This is a genomic window from Wolbachia endosymbiont of Oedothorax gibbosus (genome assembly GCF_936270145.1).
Taxonomy (GTDB): domain Bacteria; phylum Pseudomonadota; class Alphaproteobacteria; order Rickettsiales; family Anaplasmataceae; genus Wolbachia.
The window spans coordinates 1,010,239-1,029,898 of record NZ_OW370537.1; the positions used below are offsets into that span (position 1 = coordinate 1,010,239).

Annotated in this window: 18 protein-coding genes, 1 tRNA gene and 1 pseudogene; 12 read left to right on the top strand and 8 right to left on the bottom strand. The window is 34.9% G+C overall.

Features of this window, described 5'->3' with window-relative positions; all coding sequences use genetic code 11:
- Positions 1-16: 16 nt before the first annotated feature.
- On the bottom strand, positions 17-1,543 hold the full coding sequence (locus tag NBW37_RS04920; protein ID WP_250295970.1) for an efflux RND transporter permease subunit: 1,527 nt from the start codon (positions 1,541-1,543) through the stop codon (positions 17-19).
- Between the two features lie 175 nt (positions 1,544-1,718).
- Here NBW37_RS04920 and NBW37_RS04925 point away from each other — a divergent pair, with 175 nt between their 5' ends.
- Positions 1,719-2,450, top strand: coding sequence for a hypothetical protein (locus tag NBW37_RS04925; protein WP_250295971.1), 732 nt, complete (start codon positions 1,719-1,721; stop codon positions 2,448-2,450).
- A 10-nt stretch (positions 2,451-2,460) separates the two neighbouring features.
- Here NBW37_RS04925 and NBW37_RS04930 read toward each other — a convergent pair whose 3' ends face one another.
- Positions 2,461-3,198, bottom strand: coding sequence for a type I glutamate--ammonia ligase (locus tag NBW37_RS04930; RefSeq protein WP_250295972.1), 738 nt, complete (start codon positions 3,196-3,198; stop codon positions 2,461-2,463).
- 325 nt (positions 3,199-3,523) lie between these two features.
- Between NBW37_RS04930 and dnaA the strand changes: the two genes are divergently transcribed.
- Positions 3,524-4,906, top strand: a complete 1,383-nt coding sequence (dnaA, locus tag NBW37_RS04935) for a chromosomal replication initiator protein DnaA (protein ID WP_250295973.1) — start codon at positions 3,524-3,526, stop codon at positions 4,904-4,906.
- 118 nt (positions 4,907-5,024) lie between these two features.
- Here dnaA and NBW37_RS04940 read toward each other — a convergent pair whose 3' ends face one another.
- The gene (locus NBW37_RS04940) at positions 5,025-5,198 is read right to left on the bottom strand and encodes a hypothetical protein (RefSeq protein ID WP_250295974.1); all 174 of its coding nucleotides are present in this window, start codon (positions 5,196-5,198) and stop codon (positions 5,025-5,027) included.
- A gap of 69 nt (positions 5,199-5,267) precedes the next feature.
- Between NBW37_RS04940 and NBW37_RS04945 the strand changes: the two genes are divergently transcribed.
- Positions 5,268-6,094, top strand: a protein-coding gene (locus NBW37_RS04945; protein ID WP_250295841.1) for an IS5 family transposase whose coding sequence is annotated in 2 segments (ribosomal slippage) — positions 5,268-5,655 and positions 5,655-6,094 — 828 coding nt in all. Because the reading frame shifts where the segments join, the coding sequence is not laid out codon by codon here.
- 729 nt (positions 6,095-6,823) lie between these two features.
- Here NBW37_RS04945 and tldD read toward each other — a convergent pair.
- Entirely contained in the window at positions 6,824-8,242 is a 1,419-nt protein-coding gene (gene tldD, locus NBW37_RS04950) for a metalloprotease TldD (RefSeq protein WP_250295975.1), read from the bottom strand.
- Positions 8,243-8,304: 62 nt separating this feature from the next.
- On the opposite strand from tldD, the gene NBW37_RS04955 reads away from it, so the two are divergent.
- Positions 8,305-8,389, top strand: a tRNA-Leu gene (locus NBW37_RS04955).
- 70 nt (positions 8,390-8,459) lie between these two features.
- On the top strand, positions 8,460-8,945 hold the full coding sequence (locus NBW37_RS04960) for a hypothetical protein (protein WP_250295976.1): 486 nt from the start codon (positions 8,460-8,462) through the stop codon (positions 8,943-8,945).
- Positions 8,946-9,700: 755 nt separating this feature from the next.
- On the opposite strand, the pseudogene NBW37_RS04965 reads toward NBW37_RS04960, so the two are convergent.
- A pseudogene (locus NBW37_RS04965) lies at positions 9,701-10,360 on the bottom strand (LssY C-terminal domain-containing protein).
- A gap of 98 nt (positions 10,361-10,458) precedes the next feature.
- Here NBW37_RS04965 and radA point away from each other — a divergent pair.
- The gene (gene radA / locus NBW37_RS04970) at positions 10,459-11,802 is read left to right on the top strand and encodes a DNA repair protein RadA (RefSeq protein WP_250295977.1); all 1,344 of its coding nucleotides are present in this window, start codon (positions 10,459-10,461) and stop codon (positions 11,800-11,802) included.
- Here radA and ftsY read toward each other — a convergent pair.
- Positions 11,789-12,700 (bottom strand): signal recognition particle-docking protein FtsY, encoded by a 912-nt coding sequence (gene ftsY, locus NBW37_RS04975; protein ID WP_250295978.1) that lies wholly within the window; start codon positions 12,698-12,700, stop codon positions 11,789-11,791. The genes radA and ftsY overlap by 14 nt on opposite strands.
- A gap of 202 nt (positions 12,701-12,902) precedes the next feature.
- Between ftsY and iscU the strand changes: the two genes are divergently transcribed.
- Genes iscU through hscA form a run of 4 tightly spaced genes read left to right on the top strand, consistent with a single transcriptional unit; the run spans position 12,903 to position 15,887 of the window.
- On the top strand, positions 12,903-13,295 hold the full coding sequence (gene iscU / locus NBW37_RS04980; RefSeq protein WP_006279966.1) for a Fe-S cluster assembly scaffold IscU: 393 nt from the start codon (positions 12,903-12,905) through the stop codon (positions 13,293-13,295).
- Between the two features lie 10 nt (positions 13,296-13,305).
- The gene (locus NBW37_RS04985) at positions 13,306-13,719 is read left to right on the top strand and encodes a HesB/IscA family protein (protein ID WP_250295979.1); all 414 of its coding nucleotides are present in this window, start codon (positions 13,306-13,308) and stop codon (positions 13,717-13,719) included.
- Positions 13,712-14,170, top strand: coding sequence for an iron-sulfur cluster co-chaperone HscB C-terminal domain-containing protein (locus NBW37_RS04990; protein WP_250295980.1), 459 nt, complete (start codon positions 13,712-13,714; stop codon positions 14,168-14,170). Before NBW37_RS04985 ends, NBW37_RS04990 begins: the two co-directional genes overlap by 8 nt.
- Positions 14,148-15,887 (top strand): Fe-S protein assembly chaperone HscA, encoded by a 1,740-nt coding sequence (gene hscA, locus NBW37_RS04995; protein ID WP_250295981.1) that lies wholly within the window; start codon positions 14,148-14,150, stop codon positions 15,885-15,887. The genes NBW37_RS04990 and hscA overlap by 23 nt, the downstream gene beginning before the upstream one ends.
- A 3-nt stretch (positions 15,888-15,890) precedes the next feature.
- Here the strand turns inward: hscA and lepB are convergent, their stop codons facing one another.
- Together lepB and NBW37_RS05005 are read right to left on the bottom strand one after the other, a co-directional pair.
- On the bottom strand, positions 15,891-16,637 hold the full coding sequence (lepB, locus tag NBW37_RS05000; RefSeq protein ID WP_370273060.1) for a signal peptidase I: 747 nt from the start codon (positions 16,635-16,637) through the stop codon (positions 15,891-15,893).
- Positions 16,638-16,909: 272 nt separating this feature from the next.
- A complete protein-coding gene (locus tag NBW37_RS05005) occupies positions 16,910-17,974 on the bottom strand; it encodes a 5-(carboxyamino)imidazole ribonucleotide synthase (protein WP_250295982.1) in 1,065 nt (354 codons plus the stop codon).
- A 98-nt stretch (positions 17,975-18,072) separates the two neighbouring features.
- Here NBW37_RS05005 and apaG point away from each other — a divergent pair, with 98 nt between their 5' ends.
- On the top strand, positions 18,073-18,474 hold the full coding sequence (apaG, locus tag NBW37_RS05010; protein ID WP_250297002.1) for a Co2+/Mg2+ efflux protein ApaG: 402 nt from the start codon (positions 18,073-18,075) through the stop codon (positions 18,472-18,474).
- Between the two features lie 263 nt (positions 18,475-18,737).
- The gene (locus tag NBW37_RS05015) at positions 18,738-19,655 is read left to right on the top strand and encodes an Rpn family recombination-promoting nuclease/putative transposase (protein ID WP_250295983.1); all 918 of its coding nucleotides are present in this window, start codon (positions 18,738-18,740) and stop codon (positions 19,653-19,655) included.
- Positions 19,656-19,660 lie beyond the last annotated feature (5 nt).

A 19,660-nucleotide genomic window follows, 5' to 3' on the forward strand; every position in this document is an offset into this window, starting at 1 on the left:
TTCCAAATACTTGATCTTACTCTCTCTCCCTCAATTTTGAAAGAAGTCTATTCATTTTTTCAATTTCTTCTTTTGAAGTTACTGATGGCTTTCCAAAGATTGCACCAAGTGTTGGTATAAAAACCAAAGCCATAATGAGTGATCCAGTCAAAGTTAGAATTATTGTAATTGGTATGTACTGCATGAATTTACCAACAGTATCAGGCCACAGTAGCAGAGGAAAAAACACTGCCAATTTAGTTAACGTTGATGATAAGACCGGATAAAACATATCACGAACTGAAGTGTGAAAGGCTTCTACTTTATCCATTCCACAGATCATCTTTCTATCAGCATATTCGCTGATTACAATTGCATCATCAACCAGCATGCCAACAGCCATGATTAAACTGAAGAGCACAACGATATTTAAAGTTATGCCCATAAAGTAAAGAGCTATTATCCCAATGAGAAAGGAACCAGGTATCGAGAGTGCCACAAGAATAGCAATCCTTGTTCCCATAGAAAGCATCATTATGATCAATATTAACAACACAGCAAATATTATGCCGTTTTCCAAGTCATCAAGCACATCGCGAACGTTTTTTGACTGGTCATTTAAGTACACCACTTTTAAATTTTCAGGTAATTGATCTTTTGCCTTATCCATTAAGTATTTTACTTGATTCACTGTGTCTATTATGTTTTTTCCGTTACGTTTTGAAATTTCTAGCACGACACTAGGTAATCCATTAATGCGAGCAAAGCCTTGATGATCCTCAAACCTAGGGTATACTTTTGCTATATCTTTGATTCTCAAAACTGCATCGCCTTGAGATCTAATAGGAATATTCATAATATCTTCTATATCTTTTAGTAACCCTGATATTTTAATCGAATATTTACCGGTATCGTTTTCCAGTGACCCAGCTCCCACTAGTCTATTATTGCTTGATATAGCTTGGAATATTTCGTTTGATTGAATGTTATATTTTGTTAGAACTGTGGGCTCAACTATCACTTCCACTGTTTCTTTACGTATACCTGCCACTTCAACTTTGAGAATATTTGGCAGAGACTCTATTTCTTGCTTTAATTTGCGTGCTATTTCAGTTAAAGCCCTTTCTGGCAGATTACCAATTAAGCCAACATTTAATATGGGAAATAGACTCAAGTTTATTTCATTTATTATTGGAGATTCCGCCTCAACAGGTAACTTCGCTTTTATGTTTGAAAGCTTTGAACGGACATTATCGAGCACTTCTTTATTATCATACTCTGTTCCAAATTCGAGTATCATGTGAGCACCATCATTAGTTGCAAAAGCTCTCAATTCTCTTACACCTTCGATGGATCTTAGTTCATTTTCTATAGGAAGCACTAATAGCTTTTCACTATCTTGAGCAGAAATCCCAGGAAGTCCAACAAACACGCTGATTATAGGGATTTGTATGTCAGGATTGCTTTCCCTTGGCATTTTTACATAAGCATATGAACCGAAGATAAAAATTACTATAAGTAATAATACCACCGCCCTATTTCGTTCTATGAGTAAGCTCTGCATGTTGAATGTTAACTGAATATGTGCGTTTGTACAATATTATAGTCGAGATACATTGCATATTAATTAATTCTTATATAGCTTTAAAACTTCACGCAAATAATTAAAGTTTTTACAAAGTTGCAAGTATAAGAAAATTTCTGTATAATAATTCTAGAACAGTATTTGAGGGGTTATTATGGTGGCAATTTTAAATGTAACAAAAGGCAAGAATAAAGTTATTACATCTGGGTTAGCTGGAGCTTTATCAGCTTTAATATTTTTAACAGCAATTCACATTGCTGCAAAGATAGCCATTATCGTTGCTGCTGCTGTAGTTACTTACACATTACTTTCGCTGATTCGTAAAATAAAAACTAAAAAAGAACAGCCTGCTGAAATTACTGGTGTTTCAGGAGATAAAGTTTCAGAAGATGAAGGGTATAGCAGTGTTGATGAAGGTGAAGAAAAAGATACAGAAATATCCGCAAAAGAACCAAAAAGAACTGAAACTGAGCTAGCAGAAGAAATAATAAGGAAAAGAGCAGAAGAGCGCATGGAGAAAGGATCACTTGGTGGCCCTATAAATGCGTTTGGCGAACCAATTCTTGATGAATTTAAGAACACTGAAGGCAGTCATTCTGCTGATTATACAAAAACTATGGTAGTGCCTGACAAGATTGTTCTTGGTATGCCAGATCCAGATAATGAAACTCTTACACAAAATAGCTCTAGCTTTATAAAGAATCAGATGAAATCTCTTCCTAGTCAGCCATCGGGCGACCTTACCAATGTAGGGCTTGAGTCTAAAAGCACGCAGAAACTATCTGCTGCAGACTTGCTATTACAGTATGGGAATGTAAATAGTGATGTGAGGGAAATGCTAAAACAGCCAATTACCCAAAAGGGGTTTAACGGATTAGGATTTTGATAGATAGTTGTTACATTAACCTCTCCATCTTATATTGAGAATCAGATGCAATGCCATACACTCTATTTGGCGGAGCAATTTTGTTCTCTATACCAAAAACTATACCTTCAATTATTGCTGTAAGTACTTTTTCAAGATTACAGTCTGCTCCGGGAACGCGGTGCTCCAGGCGGCATCTTTTGAAATCTTTGCCAAAATAGGGAATTCTTATCGCAGCAGTTCTGTTATTTACTCCCCAACTAATCGTAGTTGGAGTATGAATATCCGGGTACTGAAATCTTAAATATGAATCATCATTTGGAGCAAAAAACAACATATGTTTTTTCATCATTGTGCATAATCCACCAATACTATGAATCAAATAATCACTATACTTTTGCTCATTGATATAAAATAAGTTATCGTTATTTGAATTCACGAGATTAACATGCACATTTAATGCACTGCCTGCTCTATCCAAATAGGGCTTTGCTTTAAAAGAAACGTTTCCACCTAGTTTTTGTGCTGTTTCAGTAAGTAATTGTTTTGCTAACTCAAAATGCTTAATTAAATTGTCGAAGTTCGTGTAACAACCACTTTTTATCTCATATTGATGTGTAGCATTCTCTTTCTCGCAAGAAAATTCAAGAGATGCTATTTTATTTTTGATGCTACTTAGAAATAAATATTCTTTTTCTATTCCTTCAATGTAAAACTCTAGTTCAATACCGAATATAGCATGACAACTCAAATTACTTAATATAATCATAAATTTGCTTCAGTAAATCTATATTAGGTTAGCTACATTTATATTAATACTTTACTTATTTGCCAGTAAATTTAACATCTTATTTATACATAATGTATTACTGTTTTTAATAGCATGCTTCTAATCCTCGATACAAGCGATGTTTACAGATTTTTCATTTTTTTGAAATAAAAATGATCAATTTTAGTGTTTTTATACCCTTTACAACTCATCAAAAAATCACCATAATTTTTAGTATGTATTAAGTAATATTAGCTTTTCATTTTGCATTAAGCTGTTGATTATCTTGCATCTTTCTGATTATTGTTTTTTCTTGGTGTGGTATATGAACTTAACTAGCCCTAAGGTTTCTACTATGTTTTTTGATCAGATTATTACAGTAACGGATCACAATGTTACTTGGGAAAAAATTCAAAATTGTCTTTATAATCTCTATGGAGAAGCAACATATAACAGCTGGCTGAGTTCACTAAAATTTGTCAGTAGCAGAAATGGGGAAGTTCTTTTATCTGTGTCAACAAGGTTTATAAAAGAGTGGATTACAGTGCATTACATGAAAAAAATATTATCATTATGGCAAAGCGAGGATCAAAGTATATGTTCTATTGATATTCAAGTAATTGAAGAAAGAAATTCAAACTCTAATGTTATACTAAAAAACAGAGAGGAAAGTAATCATAATCTTGGTTCACCACTTGATCCCAGATTCACTTTTGATAATTTTGTGGTAGGAAAGTCAAATGAATTAGCATTTACAGCGGCAAAGCGTGTAGCGGAATCTATAGATCCAATATCAGGCAGCAATCCTTTGTTTCTATATGGTGGAGTGGGACTTGGTAAAACACATTTAATGCATGCTATAGCTTGGCACATAGTCAATTCCCCATCAGCAAAAAGAAAAGTGGTATATCTATCAGCAGAGAAATTCATGTACCAATATATTACAGCGCTGCGAAGCAAAGATATTATGTTATTTAAAGAGCAATTCAGATCAGTAGATGTATTGATGGTAGATGATGTGCAATTTATCAGTGGTAAAGATAGCACACAAGAAGAATTTTTTCACACTTTCAATGCATTGATAGACCAAAATAAACAATTGGTCATATCAGCTGATAGGTCTCCTAGTGATCTTGATGGAGTGGAAGAAAGAATAAAATCACGACTCGGTTGGGGGTTGGTAGCAGATATTAATGAAACAACTTTTGAATTAAGACTTGGTATATTGCAGGCAAAAGTGGAACGGATGAATATGTATGTTCCGAAAGATGTCCTAGAGTTTTTAGCAAGGAACATAAAATCTAATATAAGAGAATTAGAAGGAGCATTAAATAAGGTTGCCCATACCTCGTTAATCGGAAGAAGTATGACGGTAGAATCAGCTAGTGAAACCCTAATCGATCTTCTTAGGTCAAATCATAGGTCAATCACAACAGAAGAAATACAAAAGAAAGTAGCTGAATTTTTCAATATAAAGGTTGCAGATATGCAATCCAATAGAAGGCTTCGCAGTCTTGCAAGGCCAAGACAAATAGCTATGTATTTTGCCAAAAAATTTACGCAAAAAAGCCTACCAGATATTGGAAGAAGTTTTGGTGGCAGAGACCATGCTACTGTTATACATGCAGTAAAGCAAGTAGAAAATTTTATAAGAACCGACTCAAAATTTGCTGATGAAATCAATCGATTAAAAAAAATGTTTAAGTAGCGTTTTTAAAATAGCTAATAACAAATCCTAAAATGGTATCTCTTGGCCGTTAACACGTAGCGGGATGACGGTTCTTCAAATCTTCAAGGTGTCATGAAAGTAGCTGACACTGGTTCCTTTATGACGGCAGCGTCCTCTTCTTGTCATCCCAGCACCTTCTTCTGTCATCCAAGTAGCCTCTTCTTGTCATCCCAGTACTCCTAATAATGTCATCCGAGTAGCTGACACTGGGATCTAGTCTTCCATAAGTAGCCCTCTTCTTGTCATCCGAGTAGCTCCTTTTTTTTGTCATCCCAGTGCTCCTAATAATAGACTTCTTTCAAAATTGAGGGAGAGAGAGTAAGATCAAGTATTTGGAAGCATGAAATATAAGGAAATAGAAAAGTTAGAAGGAGAAAAGTTTCGACGTTTAACGGGGGTAAAAAAATCAACATTTAAGAGAATGGTAGAAATTCTAGATGAGGAGGATAAAAGGAAAAAAGCTAGAAGTGGAAGAAAAAGCAAACTTTGTATAGAAGATAGATTACTTATGGCACTGGAATATATGAGAGAATATCGTACATATTTTCATATAGGACAAAGTTATGGCATGAGTGAAAGCAACTGTTTTAAAATAATAAGGTGGGTAGAAGACACATTAATAAAACATCCAGATTTTGCATTACCAGGAAAAAAAGATCTATTAAATAGTAATGTAGAATACGAAGTTTTGGTAATAGATGGAACTGAAACAGCAGTAGAAAGGCCAAAAAAAAGCAAAAGCGCTTTTACTCTGGAAAGAAAAAAAGGCATACTATAAAAACACAAATAGTAACAGAGAAGAAGAGTAAAAAGGTCGTATGTACATCTTTCTCCAATGGTAGAAAACATGATTTTCGGATGTTTAGAGAATCAAAGATAGCAATATTACCGCAAACTAAGATCCTAGCTGATTCTGGTTACAGAGGAATGCAAAAGATACATAAAAATGTTGAATTACCACATAGAAGATCAAAAAAGAATCCTTTATCAAAGGAGAAAAAAGCAGAAAATAGATCTCTCTCTATACGAAGAGTGGTAGTTGAAAACGTAATCGGCTTATTGAAAAGGTTTAAAATCATTTCTGACAGATATAGAAATCGACGAAAACGTTTTGGCTTAAGATTTAATTTGATTGCCTCTATTCACAATAGAGAGCTCCTTTCATGAATTTTGAAAGAAGTCTAATGTCATCCAAGTAGCTGACACTGGGATCTGGTTTTCCATAAATGGTGCATTTTCACATAACTTTTATACTTGATAAAATTCCCAGTGTCAGCTACTTGGATGACACCCTACTTAACCGTCATACCACCACAGACCGTCACGGCGCTAACAAGAGATCCCGCTGCGGGATGATGGTTGTTGTTTAGCTATAAATGTTAATAAATTTACCAAATGAAAAAAAAGGCAAAAGAAGCCCTAGTCATTGTCTATTTTCAGTATTGGCGTTTTTAAAGTCTTAAACACTGCAATTTAGCTGCTTTTAAACGCAACTAACTTAAGCTATAAATGTTTAAGAAATTTACTAAGCAGAAAAAAAAGACAAAGAATCCCCGGAGTAGCTAGTTATTCCACTCTTTATTTTAAAATTTGACGTTGGGTGATGTCTTAAACGCTTTATAAGCGCTTTTCAGCTTATGTGGGTAAAAACCCAAAATTTTTATAAAGACATAGTATGCACATAGTGCAAAAATTAAACAATAGTACGCCAAATACAAGTCTTCTTGTCATTTTAATCTGCACAGATTGGGAAGTTAAATAATATAGCTTCACTTTCATGATAAGGGGACTGGCGGAGGATGTCAAGTAAGTTTTTCACTTCTGCGGGCTACTTGAATAACGGCTACAATGTTTGTCAGTTGTGCGCCGTGCGCTGGAATCCCTCTTAGCTCTTATCTATATCTCAGTCCCACCAACAGTTATTGCGTCAACTTTGAGTGTCGGCTGACCAACTCCAACGGGCACATTTTGTCCATCTTTTGAGCATGTGCCAACACCAGGATCTAACTTTAGATCATTACCAACCATAGATACTTTTTTCAACACTGTTGGACCATCACCAATTAGTGTTGCCCCTTTGACTGGCTGTGTAATTTTGCCATTTTCTATTAGGTAAGCTTCCGAAGATGAAAAAACAAATTTTCCTGACGTTATATCAACTTGTCCACCACCGAAATTTACTGCATACAGACCTTTCTTTACGCTAGATATTATTTCCTTCGGTGCATGTTTTCCAGGCAACATATAGGTGTTTGTCATGCGCGGCATAGTAACTTCTTTATAACTTTCCCTTCTACCATTACCAGTTGGATTTACACCCATGAGTTTAGCGTTCATATGATCCTGCATGTATCCTTTGAGGATCCCATCCTCTATCAATATATTATAACCAGGTGGAGTGCCTTCATCGTCTACGCTGATAGAGCCACGCAAATTAGGCAGAGTTCCGTCATCAACTACTGTAATGCCACTTGCTGCTACTTGTTTACCCACAGAATTTGAAAATGCTGAGACTTTTTTGCGATTGAAGTCGCCCTCAAGTCCATGACCCACGGCTTCGTGTAACAATATTCCTGGCCAGCCTGACCCTAAAACGACTGTCATTTCTCCAGCTGGAGTTGGAATTGCTTCAAGATTTACCAGTGCTTGTTTTAATGCTTGGTTTGCAACTTCTTTCCACTTTTTCTCAGAAACAAACTTACTATAAGAGTCCCTTCCACCATGCCCTGCAGAACCTCTTTCGATTTGACCGTTTTTTTCTGCAATAACTAGTACATTAAAACGTACTAGAGGCCTAATGTCACTTAATCTGTGATCACCCTTTATTATTTGTACAACCTGCCATTCTCCACTTAAAGTTATTTTTACTTGCTTCACGCAGTTATTTTTAGATCTTATATATTCGTTAACCTCATTGAGTAGTTTAATCTTTGAATTCAGATCCATTTCATTTATGGGGTTAATCCTCGAATATAGGCTTGTTGTCTCTTCATTCAAGTTTATTGAATTTGTTTTATTTAAAGACACTGAACTTTTTACTATAGAAGCAGCATTACTAATTTCCTTTTCGCTAATTTCAGAAGAGCAAACAAAAGACGTACTATCTTCACAAAAAGACCTTAAACCAAACCCCCTTCTGGTATTCAAATCCACGTGTTTTAATATGTTATCATCAAAAAGCAGAGATTCTGACTGACAAAATTCTAGAAACAGCTCACCACCATCGCTATTGCTCAAAGCGTTATTGACTATTTTATATACGTTATTAATATTAACATTGTTTTGAGCGAAAAATATTTGGTCTAGATTTGGCATTACCTTTGAACTAAAAATTGTTTAAGTATATTATTTAATTTAAACACAGTAAACTATAAAAAGCCCGGGTGGCGGAATTGGTAGACGCGCTAGCTTCAGGTGCTAGTAACTTTTCAAGTTGTAGAAGTTCAAGTCTTCTCTCGGGCACTCTTAGCTTCCATATTGCTTATTAAATTAATTAATGCTATAATATAATATATTTACTATACCTAAGTTTATGAGTTGTGAGGAAGAAAAGAGGCTTGTTTGCAGAAAGAAAATACGAACTTATTCAAAACGCTTAGTTACTACACTATCTACCACCTTTTTTATTGGATATATAGCAGCATTAATCTTTAATATTTCTGTCTTAAGTTTATGTTTTACTATTGTCGGCACTATATTAAGTGCACTTTCATCTACCTTAAACATATGGTCACTAACTGATCATTTTAGGCAGCGTAGTCTTAACAAGCAACTCGGTGTAAAAAACACTCCTGGACAAGAAAAACTAACAAAGATCTGTCTTGATATCACATCTGGCACTTTATTTTTAATAGGAGGAATTGCATCTATATTGCCTCTCGAATCTCCTATTATCCCCTGGATTTCTACTACCTTTTTCATTCTAGGCTGTGCTTTTATGGTAACTAATCTCGTTCGAACTATGATTAGTGAGCCACAGATAGACCAAAATAATAATAGACTTTGCGTAACCATATAACATTGGGAATAGAAACACAAAACTTACTTGACAAACTCCGCCAGCCCTCTTATCATGAAACTGAAGCTATATTATTTAACTTCCCAATCTGTGCAGATTAAAATGACAAGAAGACTTGTATTTGGCGTACTATTGTTTAATTTTTGCACTATGTGCATACTATGTCTTTATAAAAATTTTGGGTTTTTACCCACATAAGCTGAAAAGCGCTTATAAAGCGTTTAAGACATCACCCAACGTCAAATTTTAAAATAAAGAGTGGAATAACTAGCTACTCCGGGGATTCTTTGTCTTTTTTTTCTGCTGGTAAATTTCTTAAACATTTATAGCTTAAGTTAGTTGCGTTTAAAAGCAGCTAAATTGCAGTGTTTAAGACTTAAAGAACGCCGATACTGAAAATAGACAATGACTAGGGCTTCTTTTGCCTTTTTTTCGTTTGGTAAATTTTTTAATATTTATACGGAAGGTGTCATCCCAGTGCATGACACTGGTTCGTAACTTCATAGTATAAATTATTCCAAATTGTATCTATTTGCAAGTATATAAATATAATAATTTTGCATAAAAAATCAGATCCCAGTGTCACGCACTGGGATCTGATGAGCCAAAATCACAATGTTCGTACAGTTATTGCCTTGTTGGCATTAGTTATTTCACCTTTCCTGTAAAATATTTTAGCTCTAATATCTTACGTAGTGAAAGATACAAGTTATGTGATAATTATCCTGCCTGGTGATAACGTGCGTACAAGAAGTCTAACCTTGCAATAGTGCTAATTTTCCATCGGTATAATAGTAATCACCTTCTCCATTTGTACCATGTTGCTCAATGTGAAAATTATCCACCATTGTCGATGTGTATCCATATTTTTCAAAGATGCTTACTATCATATCTCTTTCATTATCTATATCAGGACTAATTTTATGAGAAAATTTCTTACTAATACGACTAAATTTAACCCTCTTATCAAATGATGCAGCTCCAACCCAGACTTCCTCGTTGGGTTTTTGTCCTCACATTTTCCAAAATCTAACATGATGACGTTTACGTGGACTGCCATACTGAAATTGATATGCGATATCTTGCGGTTTGTTTAAATAGTATAAAGTACTAATTGGAGCTCTGCGGTATGAAAGATTGAAAATGCAATCAAGTGCAATCCTTATCTTTTTAGAGAGAGTAGGTTTGTCTGCAACACTCCATCCTGCATTAGTGAAAGCTTCATAAATTGCTTCTTTACTTCCAACTATAACTATATTAATAGGGTCGCCAGCTATTTTGCTGTCTTTCATAGTTCTTTTCGATATGCAACTAAAATTCTTTACGAATTGAGCTTCTGTATTCATTGAACCTTGACATGGCAAGCACGATAAGATAACCATGAAACCAATATAATAATAGAGTAGCCTGAACATTTTTTGTATCTTGATTGAACTACTTGTTTTTACTTGATGTGTTATAAAAATTTATTAACGTACCATATTTGTATTGCCATAAAGGAGCTCTTGTTTAGATGAAAACTGTATATGTATGTCAATCCTGTGGTCATAGCACTGGTAGGTGGGTAGGAAAGTGCATCGCATGTGACAATTGGGATACAGTTGTTGAAGAAATAGCAGTAAAAACGGGCAAAAGAAGTATATCTGCGCCAATTTTAATGAAGACGTTATCGGGTGGCGAAATTATCACTCCAAGTCGTTTTTTAACAGGAATAGAAGAATTAGATAGAGTTTTTGGTGGGGGTATCGTTCAAGGTGCTAGCATTTTAATTGGTGGCGAACCTGGAATTGGGAAATCCACCCTTTTGCTTAGAATTGCAGCTAATGTTGTGCAACTTTCCTCTTTTGAATGTCTTTATGTATCTGGCGAGGAATCTTTAGAGCAAGTGAGCCTCAGAGCAAAGCGTCTTAAGATAAATGAACCTAAAATTAAGCTTTTATCTACAGTGTCTTTAACTGATGCAGTAGCAACAATAAAGGAAAACAAAAGCATTAAATTCTTAGTAATTGACTCTATACAAACAATGTATGATAGCAGAATTACATCAGCACCAGGGACTGTAACTCAGGTTCGTACTTGTGCTCATGAATTGACCATTCTTGCGAAACAATATGGTATTTCTCTTTTAATAGTTGGTCATATAACTAAGGATGGACAAATAGCTGGACCTAAAACTTTGGAGCATATGGTGGATACGGTATTATATTTTGAAGGTGAAAATAGCAATCAATACCGCATTTTACGTACTATTAAAAATAGATTTGGCCCTGCAAATGAAATTGGTGTTTTTGAGATGTCTGAAGCAGGACTTGTGCCTGTTGATAACCCATCATCATTGTTTCTGATGGCCCATGACAGAGAAGTAGTTGGCAGCGCCGTATTTGCAGGAATTGAAGGTTCAAGACCAATTTTAATGGAAGTGCAAGCATTAATAGCAGGAACTAATATGGCAACCCCAAGAAGGGCAGTAGTTGGGTGGGATATTAATAGATTGGCTATGATCATTGCGGTGCTAAATGCTCGTTGCAAAATGTTTTTGCATGATAAAGAGGTATACCTAAACATTGCAGGGGGACTCAAAATACAGGAACCATCGGCTGATCTTGCTGTTGCTGCTTCCCTTATTTCAAGTGTAGTAAATTTACCGCTGCCAACTTCTTCAATAATCTGCGGTGAAGTTGCACTTTCAGGAGAAATTAGGAATGTCTCGCATGCTGATCTCAGACTAAAAGAAGCACAAAAGTTAGGATTCAAAAAAGCAATTATGCCTAAAAATGGTAATTACTCTTCTCACGATATTGAGATAATTAAGCTTGGTCACGTAAGGGAATTAAGAGAAATTTTTAATTACGATTAAATAATGCTTCAGCAAATTCTTTGCTAGTAAACTCCCTTAAGTCCTCTATACTTTCGCCAATTCCTATAGCATGTAACTTTATCTTATAAACTTCTGCAAGTCCAATTACCACTCCGCCCTTAGCAGTGCCATCTAACTTTGTTACGATTAACCCGGTAACATTGACCATCTTACTAAATGCCTCTAATTGGCTATAAGCATTTTGGCCGGTAGTTGCATCAAGAACTAAAATAACGTCATGAGGGGCAGTGTCATCCAATTTCTTTATCGTTCTATATATTTTTGATAACTCCTCCATAAGGTTCACATTATTTTGCAGCCTTCCTGCTGTGTCAATTAGAACAACATCAACGTTATCTTTTATAGCTTGACTTACAGCTCTATATGCCACACTTGCAGAGTCGCTACCGTACTCTCCAGTAATAATTGAGCAACCAGAGCGTTCTGCCCAAATATTTAACTGCTCACTAGCAGCAGCTCTAAATGTGTCGCATGCAACAAGCATAACGGATTTTCCCATTTCCTTGTATTTATATGCGAGCTTACCTATAGTCGTGGTTTTACCATTACCGTTTACTCCGCATACCATTATTATATGTGGTTTTTTATTTAAAATTAACGGCTGTACAACTGGGCTCAATATAGCTTCTATTTCGTTCATTAACTGCTGCGAGATAATATTATGTTCAACTTCCTTGTCAAACTTGATGCTTGTGAGCCTATCGATAATCAACTTAGAAGTTTTATGACCAATGTCCATGCTAATTAGCAATTCTTCTAATTCATCTAAAAGCGACTGATCTAATTTTTTTTTGCCAGAAAAAATACTTTTCACCCCGTCGCTAAAGCGAGAAGAAGTTTTTAACAGGCCTTTATAAAGGTTACCAAATAAACTCAAGGGAATGCTCCTTTTAAAATTATAAACTTAATGACAACATAGAGACGCTGGTTGTAAAGAAATACACGTATTATGTGTATTTGTAAAGTTAAACACTCATTTTACTAGAATTTTGAAAGTAAAAGTCACGTAAAACAATTGTTTTGCTTTAGTTTTTAACCTAAATATGTTATAATGTAAGTAATGGTTTACGGGTAATTCTATGAGTTATAATGAGAAAATTTTAGATCATTACGAAAATCCAAGGAATGTTGGCTCTCTGGATAAAAATGATCCAAATGTTGGTACTGGTTTAGTTGGTGCACCATCGTGCGGTGATGTAATGAAATTGCAGATAAAGGTCAATGACAAAGGTGTTATTGAAGATGCAAAATTTAAAACTTTTGGTTGTGGTTCTGCCATTGCTTCAAGTTCCTTGTTAACAGAGATGATAAAGGGGAGAACCATCAGTGACGTTACACAGATAAAGAATACTCAAATAGTGGAAGAGTTGTCTTTACCTCCAGTGAAGATACACTGTTCGGTACTTGCTGAAGATGCTATAAAAGCCGCTATTCATGATTATCAAAGTAAACAAAATAAAGGTGGACATTGAGAACTAAAGCATGAGTGAATATCAAGAAGTAGACGGAGGTGAAACTGTAAAAAAGAATAAAAAACTTATCACTATAACTGCGGAAGCAGTAGAAAGGATAAGGTATTTATTGGATCAAAAAAAGCATGCTAACCTTGAGAAATCAGAAGAAGCAATAGGAATAAGAGTGCTAATTAAACAAAAAGGATGTTCTGGTTTAAAATATGATATTGAATATGCGTATGATACTCGTCCTTTAGAGTCGATAATTGAGGAAAACTGCAGTGATGATCAAAAAGTTAAAGTGTTGATCGACCCAAAATCCGTCATGTTTATTCTTGGCTCTGAAATGGATTATGTAGAAGAAAAATTTTCATCGGGTTTTGTTTTCAGAAATCCCAATGAAAAAGGAAAGTGTGGTTGTGGAGAGAGTTTTCATGTCTAGCAACTATTTTGCATTGTTTGAAATTGAACCAGCTTTCAATATCAGCTTTGATGAGTTAGAGAAAAAATATATCGAGCTAAGCAGGACTGATATAAATGAAAGACAGTCCCAAAACATGGAAAATATTAACAGAGCTTATCAGATACTAAAGTCACCGCTAAAGCGTGCTGAGCATTTGCTGGATTTTTTTGATGTGAAAAGCCAAAAGGACCACTTAAATTCTGAAATATTAAGTGAATCAATGGAAATAAGAGAGTATTTGCTGGACTGCGATGATCTACAATTTGCAAGTAGGATGATCGATGAAAAAATAAAAGATTGCGTTAAAAACCTAACTAATACTTTTGCTGTAAAGAATTTTGATGAAGCTACTACACAGGTTTTGAGATTGAAATATTTATATAAGTCATTTGAGGAAATGAAGAAAAATGCGGCCAATTCAAATTTCTGAACCAAATTCAAATAAAGTAGTTTTTGGTATAGATCTTGGCACTACCAACTCTTTAATTGCTATGGTAAATAAAGCTGGTGACGTGGAGATATTTAAAGATGAACAGGGAAGAGAGCTATTACCTTCTATCATTTCATGTGAAAATAATACATTGAAAACTGGCTATGATGTTGGCTCAAATGCAATCCACTCAATAAAGCGTTTAATGGGTAAAAGTGTTGAAGAATTAAATAAAGAAGGCGTCAATTTTGAAATAGATCATGAAAGCGAAAAAGTTATTAGAATAAAATGCGCAGAGGAGAAGTATCTTACTCCTGTTGAGATTTCTGCTGAGATATTAAAAGCTTTATGTGAGAGGGTAAAAAAGTCTAAGGGGCTGGAAGTAAAAAAAGCAGTGATTACTGTGCCAGCTTACTTTGACGATTCAGCACGTAACGCAACCAAATATGCAGCAAGATTAGCCGGCATAGAAGTTCTTCGCCTTGTTAACGAGCCAACCGCTGCAGCGCTTTCTTACTCCATTGAAAAGAACAATAATAGTGGAATATATGCAGTTTATGACCTTGGTGGAGGAACATTTGATATTTCAATATTGAAATTACATCAAGGAGTGTTTCAAGTTCTTGCAGTTGGTGGTGATACCAAACTTGGTGGTGATGATTTTGATCATTTGCTGAGTTCAATCGTGCTCAGTAAGTATAGAGAAAAGACGGCTAAGCAACTAAATTCCTTACTTATCGAATCACGCTCTGTGAAAGAGTACCTAAGCAATCACACTATAGGTATCTTCGAATTTAATGTTAACGGCAAGCCATTTAAATGTGAAATTACCAGAGAAGAATTTGAACAGGCAATAAGTTCTTTGGTTAATAGGACTATCAATATAGTCACTCGTACTATAAACGATATAGATCTTAAAATTGATGATATAAAAGGAGTAATTTTAGTTGGTGGTGCAACTAGAACACCATTGGTTCAAAATTCACTAATCAAACTCTTTGGAGATAAAGTACTAAATGACGTGGATCCAGATAAAGCAGTTGCCATTGGGGCAGCTCTGCAGGCTCATTATTTAACTTGCAATCCAAAAGATAGGAATATTCTTTTAGATGTTTTACCCTTATCGCTTGGCATAGAAACTATGGGAGACATAGTTGAAAAAATCATACCAAGAAATACACCACTACCAGTTTCAGAGATAAAAGAGTTTACAACTTATGTTGATGGGCAACCAGCAATGAAAATTCACGTTTGTCAGGGAGAACGTGAAATGATAGAGGATAACAAATCTCTAGCGCAGTTTGAACTAAAAGGTATACCGCCACTGCCTGCAGGTTCTGCAAGAATTGAAATAGAATTTACAGTTAATGTTGACGGAATCTTGACTGTTACTGCAAGAGAAAAAGCTACTGGAATTGAGCAGACAGTTGAAGTAAATTCAAATTTTGGCTTGAGTGAAGCTGATGTTCAAAATATGGTTAACCAGTCAATAAACAGCTTTGATGAAGATATGAAGGCTCGTTCCCTTGCAGAGGCTAAAATTAACGGTAACAAGCTCATACATCTAGTTGAAAATGTTTCCACTGATCAAAAGTTAAAAAACCTATTACAAAACGCAAAAAACGCTTTACAAGGCAATGACTTGAATGAAATTAACAACACTATCGCTGAGTTAGAAAGTTCTGCTTTAGAATTATGTGAATTAACAGATAGGTAGAGTTTACACAACTTTATGCAATATCCTGTCAAATCTCAGAGCAACAGGTAACCTGAAATTAAATGGTAACCAATCGACCTTTCCTAATTTAAATGATAAACCAACCATGCCCACACGCCCGACAATATTTTCTGCTGATATGAACCCAATTTCAGGAAACCTGCTATCAAAAGAATTATTTCTATTGTCTCCCATAACAAAAAATTGATCATCAGGTACATAATAAACCGGAATGTTATATGATAGCTTATGAGAAACGTTATCTATCAAAATCTCATGCTCCTTGCCATTTAAAAGCGTTTCTATATATCTTGGTATGCTGCGATTTGACTCATAATCAAAAAAACTTTCAATTTGCCTTCGCTCTACTTTCTGATCATTTAGGTATAATTCTCCCTCTATCATTTGCACTTTGTCACCTGGTGTTCCTATTACTCGCTTCACAAACCTGATGCTGTCATTTCTCGTGGGTTTGAAAACTACTATGTCGCCACGCTTTGGAGGGGTGTAAAAAATCCTGCCGCTAAAAATGTTTGGAGAAAATGGAAATGAGTGTTTACTGTAACCGTATGAATATTTACTAGTAAAAATGTAATCCCCTTCAAGTAGGGTGCTTTTCATTGAACCAGAAGGTATATGAAATGGCTCAAATAAAAAACTACGTATTGATAGCGCAATCAACAGTAAAAAAAAGAATGAAGATAAAAACCTTCCCGTTCTTATCACCCAGTTTTTGCTTAGTTCTTCCAACTTTGTTTTTCTTATAAATTAAGCTTATTATAATACATAAATTAAAAAATGGTAATATGAAATTTTGCTTGTGAATGTTATTTCTCTATTCAAAACAATTTTGAAAAGGCGGTTCATTTCTTTCAATGGTGTCATGCAAGTAGCAGGCACTGGTTTCCATCCAAGAGGGTGTCATCCCAGTGTCTGGGCACTGGGATGACACCCTTCCTGGCGGAGATTATTCTCACATCACAATGTTCGTACAGTTGTGGCGGTATAACGTAGAAAAACTGTTAACTTAAATCTATATTGACATGTCCCATTTTACGCTTATCTCTAACCTCTTTTTTCCCATATATGGTTAAACTAGCTTTTTCGTTACTCAAATACTTATGAGAATCATATATATCATTACCTATTATATTTTTCGTCATACAAGGAAAGCGTAATACTACTTCCTGCATAGGTAGCCCGCATATTATCCTAACCAGCTGTTCAAATTGACTAACGTTGCATGCATCCAAGCTCCAGTGGCAAGAATTGTGAGGTCTTGGAGCTAGTTCATTAACTAACAATTCGTTATCCTTAGTAACAAAAAATTCAATAGCCAGAATTCCTATTACATCAAGCGCATTTGCTATTTTCTTTGCAGCTCGTTGTACCTCTTGAGTTAATTTACTATCTATTTTAGCTGGCACTGTTGAAGTATCAAGTATTCCGTCAACGTGGTAATTTTCTGCTATAGGGAAAAAAGCTACTTTACCGCTTTTATCTCTTGCAACGACTATTGAAACCTCTTTCAGTAAATCAACACTTGCTTCAAGAATGTACTCTGTATTCCAATCAAAGGAAGCAAATTGCTTCACTTCAGAATCATTCTTAAGCACATATTGCCCTTTTCCATCATAACCCATTTCTGTTGTTTTCAGCCTTGTTGGATAGCCAAAAGCTCTACTGCTTTTCAGTAGCTCATTATAATTTTGTATACTCTTATAGTTAGCAGTTTTTATACCCAAGTTTTTAATAAAATCCTTTTCTCTCAATCTGTTTTGCGAAATGTGTAACGCTTTTTTACCCGGATAAAAATTTACATCGATATCAATTGCGCTACATGGAATATTTTCAGACTCAATAGTAACTAAATCCACACTCTGTGCAAAAGATTCAAGAGCTTTCTTATCAGAGAAATCTGCTATTGTGAAATCATCAGCAACAGAGCAAGCCGGATCGTCTTTAGCACTGGCAAAAACATGTGTTTTTTGTCCAAGTTTTGTTGCAGCGATAGCAGTCATTTTACCCAATTGTCCACCACCTATTATTCCTATTACTTTTTTGCTAAGCGCATCTGGTTCATTCATACTATAAATTGATATTTCCTAATTAAAGTATACTTGAAAAATCTATGAAAAAAGTATATAATTAGGATACTATTTTTTATCATGAATATTCTATAATGATTCTAGAATACACACTAACTACCAACTTTGTTGAAGTTACAGTTTTACCAATTTACATTGAAGAGCAATCCATTCCTTATGAAAATTGCTATGTATGGATGTATAACGTTAAGATAAAAAACAAAAGTCAATCAACTATTCAATTGTTAAGTCGTCATTGGCAAATAATAGATTATAAGGGAAAAGTAAATGAAATTGCCGGAGTTGGTGTTATCGGAGAACAACCTGTGATAAAATCTGGAGAGGTATTTAAATACACAAGTGGAACATACTTAAATGCACCGTCAGGAATAATGCAGGGTAAGTATGAATTTCTGAATGAAGAAAGCATAAAAGTTTTTGAAGTCATGATACCACCCTTTTCTTTGGATAGTCCATACATCAAAACTAGACCCCATTAACTATCAAAATAGTTTATTTGTAACTGCTCACTATTAGACTGCATTCTGTGATTTTTAGCAAAACACGATCTTTCATTTGAGCTTTCTTCAATTTAAAATAAATACAGAAAATTACTGCCTATAGCTAAACTGACTTACGACAATTTGAAAAACTGTCATCCCGCTACTTGTTAGCGCCACGGCAGCATAGCTATCTTCAAAAATATGGTTGAATAATTGTTAATAATAGTGTATAATTATTAATATTTTCAAGCATTTTTGCCATGGCTCTTTCAAAATTTCTCGATCCTCGCAATGATTTGTGTTTCAAAAAAATCTTTGGAACGGAAAAAAATAAGAATATCCTGATCCACTTTTTGAACGATATTTTAGGGTTTACTGAGATAAATGCAATACAAGAAGTTGAGTTTCTTAGCACTATTATGGATCCCGAAGTTGCCTCTGATAAACAAAGTATTGTTGATGTTCTCTGCAAGGATTCTCACGGAAATAGATATATAGCAGAAATGCAGCTCGCTAGAGACAAGGGCTTCGAAAAACGCGCTCAATTATATGCCGCTAAAGCCTACTCAAGACAATTAGATAAATCTGGCAACTACATTGATTTAAAGAAAGTTTTCTTTATTGCTATATCAAATTGTAACTTACTTCCTAAAGAAGTTGATTATATCTCTACTCATAATATACGTGATATAAAAACCAACGGCCATTACTTAAAAGATTTTCAATTTATCTTTATAGAATTGCCCAAATTTTCAAAAAGTAAAGTAGAACAGCTAGAAAGTACAGTAGAAAGGTGGTGTTTCTTTTTTAAATACGCAGAAGAAACAACAGAAGAAGATCTACAGAAAATAGCAGAAAAAGCACCAATAATAAAGCTAGCATATGATGAATTAGACAAGTTTCGTTGGAACGAAAAAGATTTAGTAGCTTACGAAGAAAGGATAATGGATCTACGGAAAGAAGAAGCCATTCTTGAATACAGACTTGATCTTGCTACTGAAAAAGGCAAAAAAATTGGTAAAGAAGAAGGGAAAATTGAAGGGAAAATTGAAGGGAAAATTGAAGGGAAAATTGAAGTCGCAAAAGCAATGCTTGCTAATAATGTTGATGTCAACACTATTGTCAAGTTTACTGGCCTTTCTATTAGTGAGATTGAAGAATTAAGTGGAAATCTGTGAACGGT

Excerpts from the sequence above, each read along its gene's own strand:
- NBW37_RS04990 (WP_250295980.1), top strand. The coding sequence starts at position 13,712 with ATGTCTAGCAACTATTTTGCATTGTTTGAAATTGAACCAGCTTTCAAT.
- NBW37_RS04940 (WP_250295974.1), bottom strand. The coding sequence starts at position 5,198 with ATGACAAAAAAAAGGAGCTACTCGGATGACAAGAAGAGGGCTACTTAT.
- NBW37_RS05005 (WP_250295982.1), bottom strand. The coding sequence starts at position 17,974 with ATGAATGAACCAGATGCGCTTAGCAAAAAAGTAATAGGAATAATAGGT.
- hscA (WP_250295981.1), top strand. The coding sequence starts at position 14,148 with ATGCGGCCAATTCAAATTTCTGAACCAAATTCAAATAAAGTAGTTTTT.
- NBW37_RS04920 (WP_250295970.1), bottom strand. The coding sequence starts at position 1,543 with ATGCAGAGCTTACTCATAGAACGAAATAGGGCGGTGGTATTATTACTT.
- tldD (WP_250295975.1), bottom strand. The coding sequence starts at position 8,242 with ATGCCAAATCTAGACCAAATATTTTTCGCTCAAAACAATGTTAATATT.
- NBW37_RS05015 (WP_250295983.1), top strand. The coding sequence starts at position 18,738 with ATGGCTCTTTCAAAATTTCTCGATCCTCGCAATGATTTGTGTTTCAAA.
- NBW37_RS04960 (WP_250295976.1), top strand. The coding sequence starts at position 8,460 with ATGAGTTGTGAGGAAGAAAAGAGGCTTGTTTGCAGAAAGAAAATACGA.
- iscU (WP_006279966.1), top strand. The coding sequence starts at position 12,903 with ATGAGTTATAATGAGAAAATTTTAGATCATTACGAAAATCCAAGGAAT.
- NBW37_RS04930 (WP_250295972.1), bottom strand. The coding sequence starts at position 3,198 with ATGATTATATTAAGTAATTTGAGTTGTCATGCTATATTCGGTATTGAA.
- dnaA (WP_250295973.1), top strand. The coding sequence starts at position 3,524 with ATGAACTTAACTAGCCCTAAGGTTTCTACTATGTTTTTTGATCAGATT.
- NBW37_RS04925 (WP_250295971.1), top strand. The coding sequence starts at position 1,719 with ATGGTGGCAATTTTAAATGTAACAAAAGGCAAGAATAAAGTTATTACA.
- NBW37_RS04985 (WP_250295979.1), top strand. The coding sequence starts at position 13,306 with ATGAGTGAATATCAAGAAGTAGACGGAGGTGAAACTGTAAAAAAGAAT.
- radA (WP_250295977.1), top strand. The coding sequence starts at position 10,459 with ATGAAAACTGTATATGTATGTCAATCCTGTGGTCATAGCACTGGTAGG.